The following is a 13,177-nucleotide window of genomic DNA, read 5'->3' on the forward strand; positions in this document are numbered from 1 at the left end:
GGAGTGTGGTTATGGTTAAACGTACCGATACTACTGGGTACTGGTGGTCGTGGTGGTCGTGGTTCCGGTATTGGAACCATCGCCGCCGCCGGTTGCCGCTAACGCGACGCCCACCGCCGAACTTACGGTGCTAACGCTGGTGGCGGAGGAACTTCCCGCCGATACCGACGTCGCTGCCGACCCTGCCGCTTCACCCACCTGAACGGGGGCTGCCGAGACAGATGTCGCCGCAAGCGCGGTTATGGCAAAAATGCCATACAGTACTTTTTTCATCATAATTTCCCTTCATTGAATGAATGGAGATTTACCCAAAAGAATTTCGGGCGCTACCGAGTATACACAACCAAAGCAGGCGGATTATGCCCGGGAGAAATAACATCGAAGTTTTAGGATAATTAAACTTTAAAGAAGTAACGCCTACATTATTTAATTAACAAACAAATAAAATCAATAAGTTAAAATTAAACTAAAAGACATCAGCATCCGTATAATCTGAAAATAACGCAGAGTGATTTTCTGGTTATTGCTTATTTTAGGATTAAGCTCAATATAAAATTGTGGGGATAAAGACGGACAAGCGGAATTATCTTATAAAAAAAGCCGATGTGAATATCGGCCTTTTTATTATCTTATTCTCTTTTTGCCGGATGGCGGCGAAACGCCTTATCCGGCCTACAGACTCAATGCATTGCGTAGACCGGATAAGCGCAGCACCATCAGGCGCGCCAGGCTTTATAACGGTTAATCAGACCGTTAGTAGAGCTATCATGGGACGAAATAGCTTTATCATCGCCCAGCTCCGGCAGAATACGGTTAGCCAACTGTTTACCCAACTCAACGCCCCACTGGTCGAAAGTAAAGATGTTCAGGATGACGCCCTGCGTAAAGATTTTATGCTCATACAGCGCAATCAGCGCGCCCAGGCTGAACGGCGTAATTTCACGCAGCAGGATAGAGTTGGTCGGGCGGTTGCCTTCAAACACTTTGAATGGCACAACGTGTTCAAGCTGCGCCGGATCTTTACCCTGATCGCGATATTCCTGCTCAACCACCTCGCGGGATTTACCAAACGCCAGCGCTTCGGTCTGCGCGAAGAAGTTAGACAGCAGCTTCTGATGATGATCGGATAGCGGGTTATGGGTGATAGCCGGGGCGATAAAGTCACACGGCACCATTTTAGTACCCTGGTGAATCAATTGATAAAACGCGTGCTGACCGTTGGTGCCTGGTTCGCCCCAGATAATTGGGCCTGTCTGGTAATCCACGGCGTTGCCGTTACGGTCAACGTATTTACCGTTGGATTCCATGTTACCCTGCTGGAAGTAGGCGGCGAAACGGTGCATATACTGGTCATACGGCAGAATGGCTTCGGTTTCCGCGCCGAAGAAATTGTTGTACCAGATGCCAATCAACGCCAGCAGAATGGGTAGGTTTTTCTCCGCCGGAGTGGTGGAGAAATGCTTGTCCATCGCGTGCGCGCCGGAAAGCAGCTCGACAAAGTTGTCGAAACCGACGGACAGAATAATGGACAGCCCGATGGCAGACCACAGCGAGTAACGACCACCGACCCAGTCCCAGAACTCGAACATATTGGCCGTGTCGATACCAAATTCGCCGACCGCTTTGGCGTTGGTGGAGAGCGCAGCAAAGTGTTTCGCCACGTGTTTTTCATCGCCTGCAGTTTTCAGGAACCAGTCGCGCGCGCTGTGGGCGTTGGTCATGGTTTCCTGGGTGGTGAAAGTTTTAGAAGCGACCAGGAACAGCGTGGTTTCAGGGTTCACTTTCTTCAGCACTTCAGCGATGTGGGTGCCATCGACGTTAGAGACGAAGTGCATGTTCAGATGGTTTTTATACGGACGCAGCGCTTCGGTCACCATGAACGGGCCGAGGTCGGAACCGCCGATACCGATGTTCACCACGTCGGTGATGGCCTTACCGGTGTAGCCTTTCCACTGACCGGAGATAATCGCTTGCGAGAAAGTTTTCATCTTCTCAAGCACGGCGTTCACTTCCGGCATCACATCTTTGCCGTCCACGATGATCGGCGTATTGCTACGGTTACGCAGCGCCACGTGCAGCACGGCGCGGTCTTCGGTGCGGTTGATCTTCTCGCCGGAGAACATGGATTTAATCGCGCCGGCCAGATCGGTCTCTTTCGCCAGATCCTGTAATTTTGCCAGCGTCTCTTCGGTGATGCGGTTTTTGGAGAAATCCACCAGCATCAGATCGTCAAACGTCGCGGAAAATTTAGCGAAACGGTCGCTATCGTTCGCGAAAAGCTCAGCGATCGTAACGTCTTTCATTTCATCGTAGTGTTTCTGGAGCGCCTGCCAGGCAGAAGTCTGCGTTGGATTGATGTTTTTCATTAGCAATACTCTTCTGATTTGAGAATTGTGACTGGGATCGATTGTAACGCCAGTCACAGAAAAGTGTGATTGTTTTAGTGCCGTTGCCCCAGGCACTGTCGAATGAGGATAAAAAGTATATACCCTAAATAATTCGAGGTGCAGAAAGGCGGCAAATGGGTATCGGGGTTATAAGCGCTGTTACTGAGCCTAAACTCAGCATAAAAAATCCGCATAATCCCAACGTTGACAGTCCAGGCCACAACTTTTATTTATAAATACGTTACTTGCATTTGCGCCTGCACCGGTTTCTGTTCTGCCCTTGTGCCATGGTCGCGTTTTTCATTTCCTGACACGAGGTTGATATGACAGAGATCGTTGTTTCCAAATTTGGCGGTACCAGCGTCGCTGATTTTGACGCCATGAACCGTAGCGCGGATATCGTACTTTCCGACACCAATGTTCGTTTAGTCGTGCTTTCCGCGTCTGCCGGCATCACTAACCTGCTGGTGGCGCTGGCCGAAGGGATGGAGCCCGGCGAACGTTTCGCTACGCTCGACGCCATCCGTAAAATCCAGTTCGATATCCTTGATCGTCTGCGTCATCCGAATGTCATTCGCGAAGAGATTGAACGCCTGCTGGAAAACATCACTATTCTGGCGGAGGCGGCATCGCTGGCGACATCGGCAGCCCTGACCGATGAACTGGTCAGCCACGGCGAGCTGATGTCTACCCTGCTATTTGTTGAGATCCTGCGTGAACGCGACGTACAGGCCCACTGGTTCGACGTGCGCAAAGTGATGCGTACCAGCGATCGCTTTGGTCGTGCGGAACCGGACGTCGCAGCGCTTGCGGAACTGGCCGCGCAGCAGTTGCTCCCGCGCCTGAGCGAAACGTTGGTCATTACTCAGGGCTTTATCGGCAGTGAAAGCAAAGGCCGCACCACGACGTTAGGCCGCGGCGGCAGCGACTATACGGCAGCGTTGCTGGCTGAAGCGCTCCATGCCGCGCGGGTTGATATCTGGACAGATGTGCCCGGTATTTACACCACCGACCCGCGCGTAGTGCCCGTCGCGCAGCGAATTGATGAAATCGACTTTGAAGAAGCGGCGGAGATGGCAACCTTCGGCGCAAAAGTACTGCATCCAGCCACCTTACTCCCGGCCGTGCGTAGCGATATCCCGGTCTTCGTTGGCTCCAGTAAAGATCCGCAAGCGGGCGGTACGCTGGTGTGCAATAAAACCCAAAACCCGCCGCTGTTCCGCGCGCTGGCGCTGCGCCGCAATCAAACGCTATTGACGCTGCACAGCCTGAATATGCTGCACTCACGAGGTTTCCTGGCAGAGGTGTTCGGCATTCTGGCGCGGCATAATATTTCGGTAGATCTGATTACCACTTCGGAGGTGAGCGTCGCGCTGACGCTGGATACTACCGGCTCCACCTCCACGGGCGATACGTTACTGACCCAATCCTTATTGATGGAGCTTTCCGCGTTGTGTCGGGTCGAAGTCGAAGAAGGACTGGCGCTGGTCGCGCTGATTGGCAACAACCTGTCAAAAGCCTGCGGTGTTGGTAAAGAAGTGTTTGGCGTCCTGGAACCGTTCAACATTCGCATGATTTGTTACGGCGCCTCCAGCCACAATCTGTGCTTCCTCGTGCCGGGAGACGATGCCGAGAAAGTGGTGCAAAAGCTACATCAGAACTTATTTGAATAATCGCCCTGACACGACAGCGGGTGAGCGCTATCAGGCAATACGCTGCCGGATGGCGACGCAAGCGCCTTATCCGGCCTGTCGCAGCTCCCGGCGTATAGCGCTTGTCGCTATACGCCATACCCGATATCGCTTACAGCATACGCCGCTGGTGCTGTTTTTCCGTGTGGACCCGCTTAACGATTTTATAGATCCACTGCAGTGTTAAATTGTACTTTTTGGCCAGCTCCGCATAATTACGCCCATCGCACTCGCTGTAAATCTGATAATCCCGTTCCGAGGCCCGGCCAGAGATACCTTTGGGGAAATAAATGCTTTGCCCGCCCCAGTTGCGCATCATTCTGTCAGCAATTGCCTGACCGGCATTTTCGGCTGACGCGCTATCAATATTCATGCTTTCAATAAGCACCTGCGACGCATGAAACGCCAGATCGTTAATAATCTCCGGAAGCCGAACCATTTCTTTTGATTTCTGAATCATATTTTATCTCCATATCCAGCACCATGCTCCCCGTGACGGCACCAAAAAGGGAAGCGTAAAAAACGGTGCAATAACTACCTATCAATACATTCAAAATATATATAAATATTTACTATCAACGGCATTTAATTATAAATTAAAAGAATGTTCAGTTTGCATAGCAAATGAAGTATTATAAAAAACCATCTTATAGTATTTTTACCAATTGATACGTGAACCTCCTACGATAATAACATTTATTTAACAAGTTAGCTTTCTTCATTGGAGGAAGAAAAAATCAAACTCTTACATTGCTTATTATTTTCCATATCTAAAAAAGGAAGTGGATTACGGGAATACTGGCGGCATGAGATTATTCGCAGGAATGAATTTTCATTATGTCGATTACTTATGCAGGCCAATAACAATCGCCGACGTAATTTTTTATTTTGGTGGCGTCTGGCAAATGAGATGTATATCTATGGTTCAAAAAAACAGAAAAAAACTGGATTATGGATTAATCGCAAACTAAATTCCAAATTTGGAATTGATATAGAGCTGGGAGCAGTAATCGGCTATGGTTTGGATATTCCGCATCACATGGGGATCGTCATCACGAAAAAGGCTCGTATCGGTTGTAATTTATCGCTTAAGCAAAATACAACAGTAGGGAACAAGCAAGGTTTAAAAGAAGATGATTTCATTATTATTGGCAATAATGTAGATATAGGAGCCAACACCTGCATTATAGGCTCTATTACTATCGGTGATAATGTTACTATTGGAGCAATGTCATTTGTAAATAAGAGCATTCCAGCAAATAGCATATATATTACAAAAAAAACATCAGAAGTAATCCCAGTAATAAATCACAAAAAATGGGATTAATCTAAATCTTAAGATTGCAATATTTTATAGACTTTTCTCGTCAGGTTAATAGACTAAAAATAAAACATTTCTTTTGTGAATGATTGTTAAGTTCATTCTCTGACCTGATGTCTACATCACTATTCTGATAGAGCGTTTAGTAAGGCCCGGTAGCGTAAACGCTATCGGGCATCGTTCTCGTAACATCACTGCAGTCTGTCCAACTCCGGGATACCTGCCTCCCGGTTGCCTGAGAAGATGGATAAAAATACTGCGGACCTCGCGCTTTAAACACTGAAGTGTTTAATCCAATTCAGCAACATAAAAACCACCAGAAACAAAAAGGGGAAATAAGATCACTCCCATTCCAACTCTTATTTTATATCTCCCCATGGAAATATAAAAGACAAAACAATCATTAAAACATTTATCAACTTACATTACATATATTAATAACATTATAAACAAATTAATTACATTCACATCTTGAATGTAATTAAACTTCAATAACCATATGAACACTAATTTTGTTGCAATATAAAGCACATTAAATATAGTGGAACATGGCTAAAAACACCTAATATTCACCGGGGAATATAATGATTATAGTTTCTGTGCTCAGACAAAGCAAAGACTTCACCACAAAACATGCTCAATGGTTACATAAGCAGCTCAAAGGTTATGATTCTGTTTGTTTAACAGATGCGCTAAAGATAAAAGGGGTAAATACAGCGCCTCTTTTGTATGATTGGCCAGGATGGTGGGCAAAACTAGAACTTTTCAATCCACTGCATCCTGTTCTTGGTAATGAGGATATTCTCTATATTGATATAGATAGCGTTGTTGTGGGAGATATTACTCCTCTGACAACTATGAAAAAAATAACATTACTTAATGACTTTTCTCAGCATGGTGCTTCAGTTGCGCCAGCAACAGGTATTATGTTTATTCCTGCACCCGCAAAAAAAAATGTGTGGGATGAATTTATGAAAAATCCTGAAAAGGAAATCAATGCCATAAGAACCCCGCCCTATCATGGCGATCAAGGATTTATCGGCAGAATATGTCAAGATGCTGAAAGATGGCAAAACATCTTACCCGGAAGAATTATTAGTTACAAAGCTAATATAGCAACACCAAAAATGATTGGTTTTAACCCTGAACTATACGATGGGACAGGTAATGGAAAATTACCTGACGGAGTAAGCATAGTCTGTTTTCATGGTTCCCCTCGCCCCTGGAACACAGCATTGCCTTGGGTGCCTTATTTTAGTTTAAAAAACACAATCCAAAGCAAAGTGAAACAATATAAGTTATCACTGCGTTAAAGCTTCCTTCTCTTCAATGCCGGCGCTTTTCTTTGCGCCACCAGAACCTCTATATGTTTCTAATACGGTAGCGTAAGCGCCATCGGGCGATGCGTTGCCGGATGGCGACGCAGGCGCGTCATCCGGCGGTTCCCGCGCCAGGCGCTGCCGGCGGAATACTGCTCAGGAATCCGCAGCACCCTACTCGTCCCATCAACATGGGCAGCTTTCCCCTATTTATGCACTCCTCATTTTGAACCTCGTCACAAAACCACACGAAACAACATAAAGCAAAAACACAAATTAATCATTATATTTTAGTGAGTTACATTTGAAAATTGAGATCATTTGGTATAAAACCACCTTTTCATTGTTGCTTTATTTTGTTTTAGTTGGAATTATGATTGCACTACAACACAGATAACCCCCTTACCCTATTTGAGGCCGCTATGAAAAAAATTGCGATTATTGGAAGCAGTGGAGGCAACCTCTACAACCTGGGTGGCGCCGAGCCAGAGAAGTTACTCCAGGAAATTTATCAGCAGTGTGAGGCTGCGGGCGTGAATGTGGCCGCCGTACAGTTTATCGCGGCAGAAGCCTCGATGGACGTCGCCAAACCGGATACCCCGGCATCGGTTTATGCATTAACCACAGAAAACCAACAAAAACCACAGCGCATATTTCAGGGCAAACTTTCGGAGGTAAACACCTCGGTAGTAGAAAGCGATCGCCAAATCGCTGAGATGATCCGCCGCGGTGAGATCGATGGGATCGTGGTAATGAGCGCTGATCCGGTAAAGGCGAACCAGGCCGTTTTTGCCGCCGCCGTTGAGATGAAAACACCGATTGTCGGCACCGGGGGAACCTCCATGGCGCTGGTGGCGGCAAAGGGGGCGAATGTGGTCGCGACCTCCGGAACAACTGGCACCACCAGCCGTACCCGCGCCGTCTCCTTCGTGGCGTCGCTGTGTAAACATTGGGGTATCAAGTACAAACCACAGTTGGGTAGCGCTTCGCCCTCGCAGAGCGGTTCCGGAAAAAGCCTGCTCAAACGTTTTAACATTCGTAGCATCATGATCCCTGCTCTACCAGGCTTTATCGCCATGGCGATTGTACTCGCCCTGAGCCACATACCAGGACTGGAAAAACTTAACGATATCTTTGAAATCTTATTAAAAGGTCTGCCAGTGTTAGTCGCGGTACTGGCGGCAAAACAGATTTCCGAACTGGATGAAGTTTCAATTGTGGCCGGGGTCGTCGCTGGCGTGCTTTCCGTAGAGGGCGGACTGATCGGCGGCATTATCGGCGGTGTAATGGCGGGGATTTTCGTCCGTTGGCTGTTCGAGCTGTGCCTGAACTGGCGCTTCCCAATGACTACCGTCAACATCGTCGCCGGTGGGATATCGGGCCTTGCCGCTGGGTTAGTCATGCACTATCTGCTGAGTCCGCTGGCGCTATCTGCGGGTAATTACATCAAACTGGCTATCGAAAGCACGCTGGCATTCAGCCCAATTCTTGCCGGGCTGCTGGCTGGTCTGGTTATCTGGCCTGCCATTCTCGGCGGCGTCTATCACGCGGTGATCCTGCCGTTGGTGCTGCTGGAGATGGAAAAATCCGGCGTCAGCTTCCTCGGCGCGGTCGATATGGTCGGTCTGGTGATGGTGGCCGCAGGTATTAACCTTGCCAATGTGATCGCCCCGCGTGAAAAAAGCGAAGCTGCCGTTGCTACGCCGGGCCTGCTCATTAACCTGGGTTTTGGCACCTTTGTTGAATCCGCCTATCCCTTCATGTTCGCCAACAAAATTGTTTTTGGCTCCGCCATTTTTTGGGCCGGGATGGGCGGCATGATGCTGGGCTTTTTTAACGTCAAAGGCGTGGCCTATGTTCCGGCTTTCGCCTCACCGTTCTTATCCAGCAATGCGCTACAGATGGCCATCGTAATGATTGCCACAATGGCGATGACCTGCCTTACCACCATTATTGCTAACCGTTTCAAACCTGTCGTACAGAGCGAATCAACAACGACAGCCGTTAATTAATGCACCAACACCAGAGGTACACCATGTTTAAAGGCGATATGAATAAAAAACGCGCCAAAGCGTTACAGAAAGTGAAAGAAGCCATCACGCTTCACGGTGGGCAAACCATCCTCAGCACAGGAATAACCGGCGACGATGCGCGCCTGGCGAAAGCCGTGTGTGAGGCTGGCGTTAAGCTTCTGGAGCCGAACCACCCCGCGTTGGCGCTGGCGCGTGGACACAAAGGCGTGAGCAACATGCACGCGGCGGAGCAGATTCGTCACGAAATCACCAATAGCCAGATGGCTGAGGCCGTACACGGTGTTCGTAATGTGGTCCCGGACGATATTTTTATCACCGTTGGTATCGCCGGCGGTTTTACCGAAACCTTACCGGTGCCGCTCAGCGAAACGGAAATTCTGGAGATTGCCCGCGCTGGAGCCGATGGTTTACATACGCATAAATCCGACTGGGACGATCTGCAGGACATCGTTAATCTCGCCCATCAATATGGTCTGACCGTCGATGCCTACATTGGCCATCCTGACGATCTGCATACTTTCGGTATTCCTGCACGCACGCCGGAAGAGGTCGCCAGCGTGGCGAAGCGGATGCAGGATATCGGTGTGGATATGATTGGTCTGATGACCGGCATGAGCTATGAAGGCGTAGCGGCAGGCGATATCCCGCAGATGATTAAAGATCGCCTGCGGGCGTTGGTCGGCGCGGTGGATGTTCCGACGCTGGCGGAAGGCGGGATTAACCTCGCCAACGCGAAAGCGTTTAAAGATACCGGAGTCAATATTCTGGTGGTCGGTACGGCTATCGACAACATGGTGTGCAACGCCGCCAAAGAAGCCGTTACGCCGTTTATTGTTCATTGATATCAGGGAACGAGAGATGTTGTTAATCACCGATCTGGATGGAACATTACTCACCTCGCAGAAAACAATCAGCCCGCGCACGCGTCAGGCGCTGATTGCGTTCCGCCAGGACGGTGGTCTACTGGCGGCATGTTCCGCCAGACCGGTCTCCTCAATGGTACGCCTGCTACGCCAACAACAGGTTGATAGGTTGTTTAGCTGGTGCGCCGGTTTTAACTGCGGACACCTTCTGGAGATGGCGGGACAGCGCATTATTCATGCTGCCCCTCTGACCGCCACAGACCTGTGGAATATTGACCAGCATATTTCTCTTTCCCGCTATCACCACCATTTTTTTAGTGCCGAAGCAATTCACCATCGTGACGATAGACTGATTGCGCACTGGACAACATATGAGGCTCGCTTATTTGGATTACCGCTTATAACTGAAACTGCAGAAAATATCTTTAATCGTCGCAACATATATAAAATTACACTTGTTGCCGCATCTCCGGAGATAGATAATCTGTGTACAGAAGTGAATAATCACCTGCCTTGTGGATATTATGCGGTTGTCACGGGAGAGAATTATATTGATATTCAAAGATCCGATATAAATAAAGGGTGCATAATAGAACAATTAATTCATTATTTAAATATATCTTCTGACAAGGTGGTCGCGATTGGCGATCAGCAGAATGATGTCAGCATGTTTGCCGCCGCCGGAATCAGCATCGCAATGGGCAACGCGCCGGATGCAGTAAAGCGGCAGGCCGGCTATGTGACTGCCACGAATGATGAGGAGGGTATCGTCCATGCGTTGGAGTGGTTGCGTTGCCTTACGCATCCAGTTACCATGCGCCAAAGGTTGACGGCGGCGAAAGATAATGAATCCAATTAAAAGACGAAAACATATTCTTGATGAATTAAACAAATTCGGTGAAGTCACCGTTATTAAATTATCGGAAATGCTCAACGTCACCTCGGAAACCATTCGTCGCGATCTCTCCTTACTGGAATCAGAAGGCAAAATCACTAAGATTCATGGGGGCGCAGTCAAAAAGCAAGTTGTCCAGGAGGATGCGTTTAGCGCAAGAATAGAGGCGCATCGCGAAGAGAAAATAGCGATTGGCAAACTTGCCGCCGAAATGGTCAGTGAACGGGATACATTGTTTATTGACTCCTGTACAACTAACCTTATTCTGGCCGAGCAATTACCGCCTCTCGCTTTTTCCGTGATTACCAATTCAGCCCTGATTGCCGATAAAATTAAAGAGCATAACCTGCAGGCCCGCGTGTATGTATTAGGCGGCGAATATGATTACCATTTTCGCGCCAACCTCGGCGTCTCGGTGTGTCAGCAGATTAACGCAATTCACGCGGATATCTGTTTTATTGGCGCTGGCGGCATTTCTCCCCAGCATGGCGTGTTGGTGAAGAGCTTTGAAGAAGCCTACGTTGCCAAAGCCATGATTGCGATGAGCAAAAAATCAGTGATTCTCGCCGACCATACCAAATTTGGTCAGGACGGTGTGATGTGCATCGCAAGCGTAAAAGAAATCGATAACATCATCACGGATAAAGGATTTACGTCAACGGGTTATACGCCACAGGATTTCGCCGGAAAGCTGCGGATTGCTGACTGAGCGCTATCCGCCCGTAGCGTATTGCCGTAGACTAAATGCATCGGCTAACTGAGGGCACCCGTATGGCACTCCCCCGCATTACCCAAAAAGAGATGACCGAGCGCGAACAGCGCGAACTGAAAACGTTGCTGGACCGCGCCCGTATTGCGCACGGTCGTCCGCTGACCAATTCTGAGACCAACAGCGTAAAAAAGGAGTACATCGATAAGCTGATGGCGCTGCGTGAGGCTGAAGCGAAAAAAGCCCGCCAGTTGAAGAAAAAGCAGGCGTATAAACCCGATACGGAAGCGTCATTCTCCTGGTCGGCGAATACGCCGACGCGCGGCAGACGTTAACGTCCTTTTTTCTTTCGTCCCGGCGAGGTAAAGCGCTTACCGCTTGATGTCGGGCGTGCTTTCTCATTGTTTTTTTCGATCGCCACGACCGGTCGCTTAATACCCGTGGTCTTCGGCTTCGCTTTGGCCTTTGGTTTGGCTTCGGAAGAGGAACGCTCAATCAATTTAAACAGATCGATCAGCTCATCGTCCGTCAGGTCGCGCCACTCGCCCAGCGGAATCCCGCTCAGGCTGACGTTCATAATGCGCGTACGCTCCAGTTTCGTCACTTCATAACCAAAGTATTCACACATACGACGGATCTGACGGTTTAATCCCTGCACCAGGGTGATGCGAAAGACAAACGGCGCCTCTTTTTTCACCTTACATTTTTTGGTGACGGTACCCAGAATCGGCACGCCAGCGCCCATACCGCGTATAAACTCGTCGGTAATCGGTTTATCCACCGTCACCAGATACTCTTTTTCGTGATCGTTACCGGCACGCAGAATCTTATTGACCAGATCGCCGTGGTTAGTCAGAAATATCAGCCCCTGCGAGTCTTTATCCAGACGACCAATCGGGAAGATACGTTTGCTGTGGTTCACAAAATCGACAATATTGTCGCGTTCGCCGTCTTCAGTGGTACTGACAATGCCAACCGGTTTATTCAGCGCAATCAGCACTAAATCATCCGCTTCTCGCGGCTCAATCAACCGACCATTTACTTTAACAACATCCCCGGCGACCACCTGATCGCCAATGGCGGCGCGTTTGCCGTTGATAAAGACATTGCCCTGTTCGATAAAACGGTCCGCCTCGCGACGCGAACAGATGCCGCTTTCACTGATATATTTATTAAGCCGGGTAGATGTGTCGGTCAGCATATTTACTCTCTGAGAAATTTTTCTACATAAACGTTGGGAATGTGACTTACCACATCAAATCGTCAGGAACTTTAAAATCGGCATACGGATCATCTTCGTCCTGCTCTTCCTGACTCAGCGCACTGTTTACGACAATACTGTCCGCATCTCGTTGTGCGATTTTATCGGCGACGCTCGCGGGAATAATCGCATATTCACATTCACCGCTGTTATTGATAACCAGACGCGCAATCGCGAGACGCCCATTAATCAGTTGCGTCTGAGTGAGCTTATCCACGTCTATTTTTTTGATGACGTTATTATCGGTGAAGTTAAAACCAATATCGCCTTTAGATACATTGATTCTATTCATTTCAATAAGTTGCTTAACCTGAGCTTTAAACTCTTTCGCTAAAACCGCTTGTTTTTGCTGTTCACTGAGTTGTTTATCACGCTCAAGTTGCGCCTTTTTATTTTCTTCCACCGCTTCTCTGGCCTCACGAGCCTGAACGCGTGATTTTTTAGCCGTGCGTTGGACTTTGGCCATTTTTTTGCTGGTCACCAATCCCGCTTGTAGCAGTTGCTCTTGTAAGGTCAGTTTTGCCATTTTCGTCTCTAAACGTGTTAAATAATTTTGCGGATTATACCTGTAATTTTTCAGGCGATACCAGATGGCAGATCTGGCCTAGTGTCACTTTTAGCGACCTCGCTTTGCCTGTAACACGCGCAACATCATGAGCCATATCAGTAAGACATTAAATGGATAATGGTAGCATTAT

At 48.4% G+C, this 13,177-nt stretch carries 14 protein-coding genes and 1 pseudogene; 9 read left to right on the plus strand and 6 right to left on the minus strand.

Translation table 11 applies throughout. From position 1 onward, the window contains the following. Positions 1–30: 30 nt before the first annotated feature. Both yjbE and pgi read right to left on the minus strand, forming a co-directional pair. Positions 31–273, minus strand: a complete 243-nt coding sequence (yjbE, locus tag J4728_RS11170) for an exopolysaccharide production protein YjbE (RefSeq protein WP_001541297.1) — start codon at positions 271–273, stop codon at positions 31–33. A 443-nt stretch (positions 274–716) separates the two neighbouring features. After that, a complete protein-coding gene (pgi, locus tag J4728_RS11175) occupies positions 717–2,366 on the minus strand; it encodes a glucose-6-phosphate isomerase (RefSeq protein WP_000790028.1) in 1,650 nt (549 codons plus the stop codon). A gap of 344 nt (positions 2,367–2,710) precedes the next feature. Here pgi and lysC point away from each other — a divergent pair, with 344 nt between their 5' ends. Next, positions 2,711–4,060, plus strand: coding sequence for a lysine-sensitive aspartokinase 3 (gene lysC, locus J4728_RS11180; protein ID WP_000136400.1), 1,350 nt, complete (start codon positions 2,711–2,713; stop codon positions 4,058–4,060). Between the two features lie 130 nt (positions 4,061–4,190). Here the strand turns inward: lysC and J4728_RS11185 are convergent, their stop codons facing one another. After that, positions 4,191–4,538, minus strand: coding sequence for a Mor transcription activator family protein (locus tag J4728_RS11185; protein ID WP_000615248.1), 348 nt, complete (start codon positions 4,536–4,538; stop codon positions 4,191–4,193). A 322-nt stretch (positions 4,539–4,860) separates the two neighbouring features. On the opposite strand from J4728_RS11185, the pseudogene J4728_RS23965 reads away from it, so the two are divergent. The 8 genes and pseudogenes from J4728_RS23965 to J4728_RS11220 all read left to right on the plus strand — a co-directional run. Then, positions 4,861–5,087 (plus strand): annotated as a pseudogene (locus J4728_RS23965) (hypothetical protein); the annotation flags it as partial. A gap of 30 nt (positions 5,088–5,117) precedes the next feature. After that, the gene (locus tag J4728_RS11190; RefSeq protein WP_001675416.1) at positions 5,118–5,405 is read left to right on the plus strand and encodes a DapH/DapD/GlmU-related protein; all 288 of its coding nucleotides are present in this window, start codon (positions 5,118–5,120) and stop codon (positions 5,403–5,405) included. Positions 5,406–5,983: 578 nt separating this feature from the next. Then, positions 5,984–6,712, plus strand: coding sequence for a hypothetical protein (locus tag J4728_RS11195; RefSeq protein ID WP_000587744.1), 729 nt, complete (start codon positions 5,984–5,986; stop codon positions 6,710–6,712). Between the two features lie 428 nt (positions 6,713–7,140). Beyond that, positions 7,141–8,730 (plus strand): PTS sugar transporter, encoded by a 1,590-nt coding sequence (locus J4728_RS11200; protein ID WP_000716850.1) that lies wholly within the window; start codon positions 7,141–7,143, stop codon positions 8,728–8,730. Between the two features lie 23 nt (positions 8,731–8,753). Further along, entirely contained in the window at positions 8,754–9,593 is an 840-nt protein-coding gene (locus J4728_RS11205; protein WP_000472332.1) for a hypothetical protein, read from the plus strand. A 16-nt stretch (positions 9,594–9,609) separates the two neighbouring features. Beyond that, positions 9,610–10,473 (plus strand): Cof-type HAD-IIB family hydrolase, encoded by an 864-nt coding sequence (locus tag J4728_RS11210; RefSeq protein WP_000924640.1) that lies wholly within the window; start codon positions 9,610–9,612, stop codon positions 10,471–10,473. Beyond that, positions 10,460–11,218: a DeoR/GlpR family DNA-binding transcription regulator gene (locus J4728_RS11215; RefSeq protein WP_001068171.1), complete on the plus strand. Its 759-nt coding sequence runs from the start codon at positions 10,460–10,462 to the stop codon at positions 11,216–11,218. The genes J4728_RS11210 and J4728_RS11215 overlap by 14 nt, the downstream gene beginning before the upstream one ends. Positions 11,219–11,280: 62 nt before the next feature. Further along, positions 11,281–11,553: a DUF3811 domain-containing protein gene (locus J4728_RS11220; protein ID WP_001207628.1), complete on the plus strand. Its 273-nt coding sequence runs from the start codon at positions 11,281–11,283 to the stop codon at positions 11,551–11,553. On the opposite strand, the gene rluF is transcribed toward J4728_RS11220, so the two are convergent. Genes rluF through J4728_RS11235 form a run of 3 tightly spaced genes read right to left on the minus strand, consistent with a single transcriptional unit; the run spans position 11,550 to position 13,141 of the window. Beyond that, positions 11,550–12,419: a 23S rRNA pseudouridine(2604) synthase RluF gene (gene rluF / locus J4728_RS11225; protein ID WP_079840508.1), complete on the minus strand. Its 870-nt coding sequence runs from the start codon at positions 12,417–12,419 to the stop codon at positions 11,550–11,552. The genes J4728_RS11220 and rluF overlap by 4 nt on opposite strands. Positions 12,420–12,465: 46 nt before the next feature. Further along, positions 12,466–13,005, minus strand: coding sequence for a DUF2058 domain-containing protein (locus J4728_RS11230; protein ID WP_001096724.1), 540 nt, complete (start codon positions 13,003–13,005; stop codon positions 12,466–12,468). A gap of 34 nt (positions 13,006–13,039) precedes the next feature. Next, positions 13,040–13,141 carry a hypothetical protein gene (locus J4728_RS11235; protein WP_079840507.1) on the minus strand — a complete coding sequence of 34 codons (102 nt, stop codon included), beginning with the start codon at positions 13,139–13,141 and terminating at the stop codon, positions 13,040–13,042. Positions 13,142–13,177: the final 36 nt, after the last annotated feature.

It is taken from the genome of Salmonella sp. 32070601201500089SM (assembly GCF_017573605.1).
GTDB classification, from domain to species: Bacteria; Pseudomonadota; Gammaproteobacteria; order Enterobacterales; family Enterobacteriaceae; genus Salmonella; species Salmonella enterica.

What these genes read in the sequence shown, in the direction of transcription:
- yjbE (WP_001541297.1), bottom strand. Translation starts at nt 273, where the DNA reads ATGAAAAAAGTACTGTATGGCATTTTTGCCATAACCGCGCTTGCGGCG.
- pgi (WP_000790028.1), bottom strand. Translation starts at nt 2,366, where the DNA reads ATGAAAAACATCAATCCAACGCAGACTTCTGCCTGGCAGGCGCTCCAG.
- lysC (WP_000136400.1), top strand. Translation starts at nt 2,711, where the DNA reads ATGACAGAGATCGTTGTTTCCAAATTTGGCGGTACCAGCGTCGCTGAT.
- J4728_RS11185 (WP_000615248.1), bottom strand. Translation starts at nt 4,538, where the DNA reads ATGATTCAGAAATCAAAAGAAATGGTTCGGCTTCCGGAGATTATTAAC.
- J4728_RS11190 (WP_001675416.1), top strand. Translation starts at nt 5,118, where the DNA reads ATGGGGATCGTCATCACGAAAAAGGCTCGTATCGGTTGTAATTTATCG.
- J4728_RS11195 (WP_000587744.1), top strand. Translation starts at nt 5,984, where the DNA reads ATGATTATAGTTTCTGTGCTCAGACAAAGCAAAGACTTCACCACAAAA.
- J4728_RS11200 (WP_000716850.1), top strand. Translation starts at nt 7,141, where the DNA reads ATGAAAAAAATTGCGATTATTGGAAGCAGTGGAGGCAACCTCTACAAC.
- J4728_RS11205 (WP_000472332.1), top strand. Translation starts at nt 8,754, where the DNA reads ATGTTTAAAGGCGATATGAATAAAAAACGCGCCAAAGCGTTACAGAAA.
- J4728_RS11210 (WP_000924640.1), top strand. Translation starts at nt 9,610, where the DNA reads ATGTTGTTAATCACCGATCTGGATGGAACATTACTCACCTCGCAGAAA.
- J4728_RS11215 (WP_001068171.1), top strand. Translation starts at nt 10,460, where the DNA reads ATGAATCCAATTAAAAGACGAAAACATATTCTTGATGAATTAAACAAA.
- J4728_RS11220 (WP_001207628.1), top strand. Translation starts at nt 11,281, where the DNA reads ATGGCACTCCCCCGCATTACCCAAAAAGAGATGACCGAGCGCGAACAG.
- rluF (WP_079840508.1), bottom strand. Translation starts at nt 12,419, where the DNA reads ATGCTGACCGACACATCTACCCGGCTTAATAAATATATCAGTGAAAGC.
- J4728_RS11230 (WP_001096724.1), bottom strand. Translation starts at nt 13,005, where the DNA reads ATGGCAAAACTGACCTTACAAGAGCAACTGCTACAAGCGGGATTGGTG.
- J4728_RS11235 (WP_079840507.1), bottom strand. Translation starts at nt 13,141, where the DNA reads ATGGCTCATGATGTTGCGCGTGTTACAGGCAAAGCGAGGTCGCTAAAA.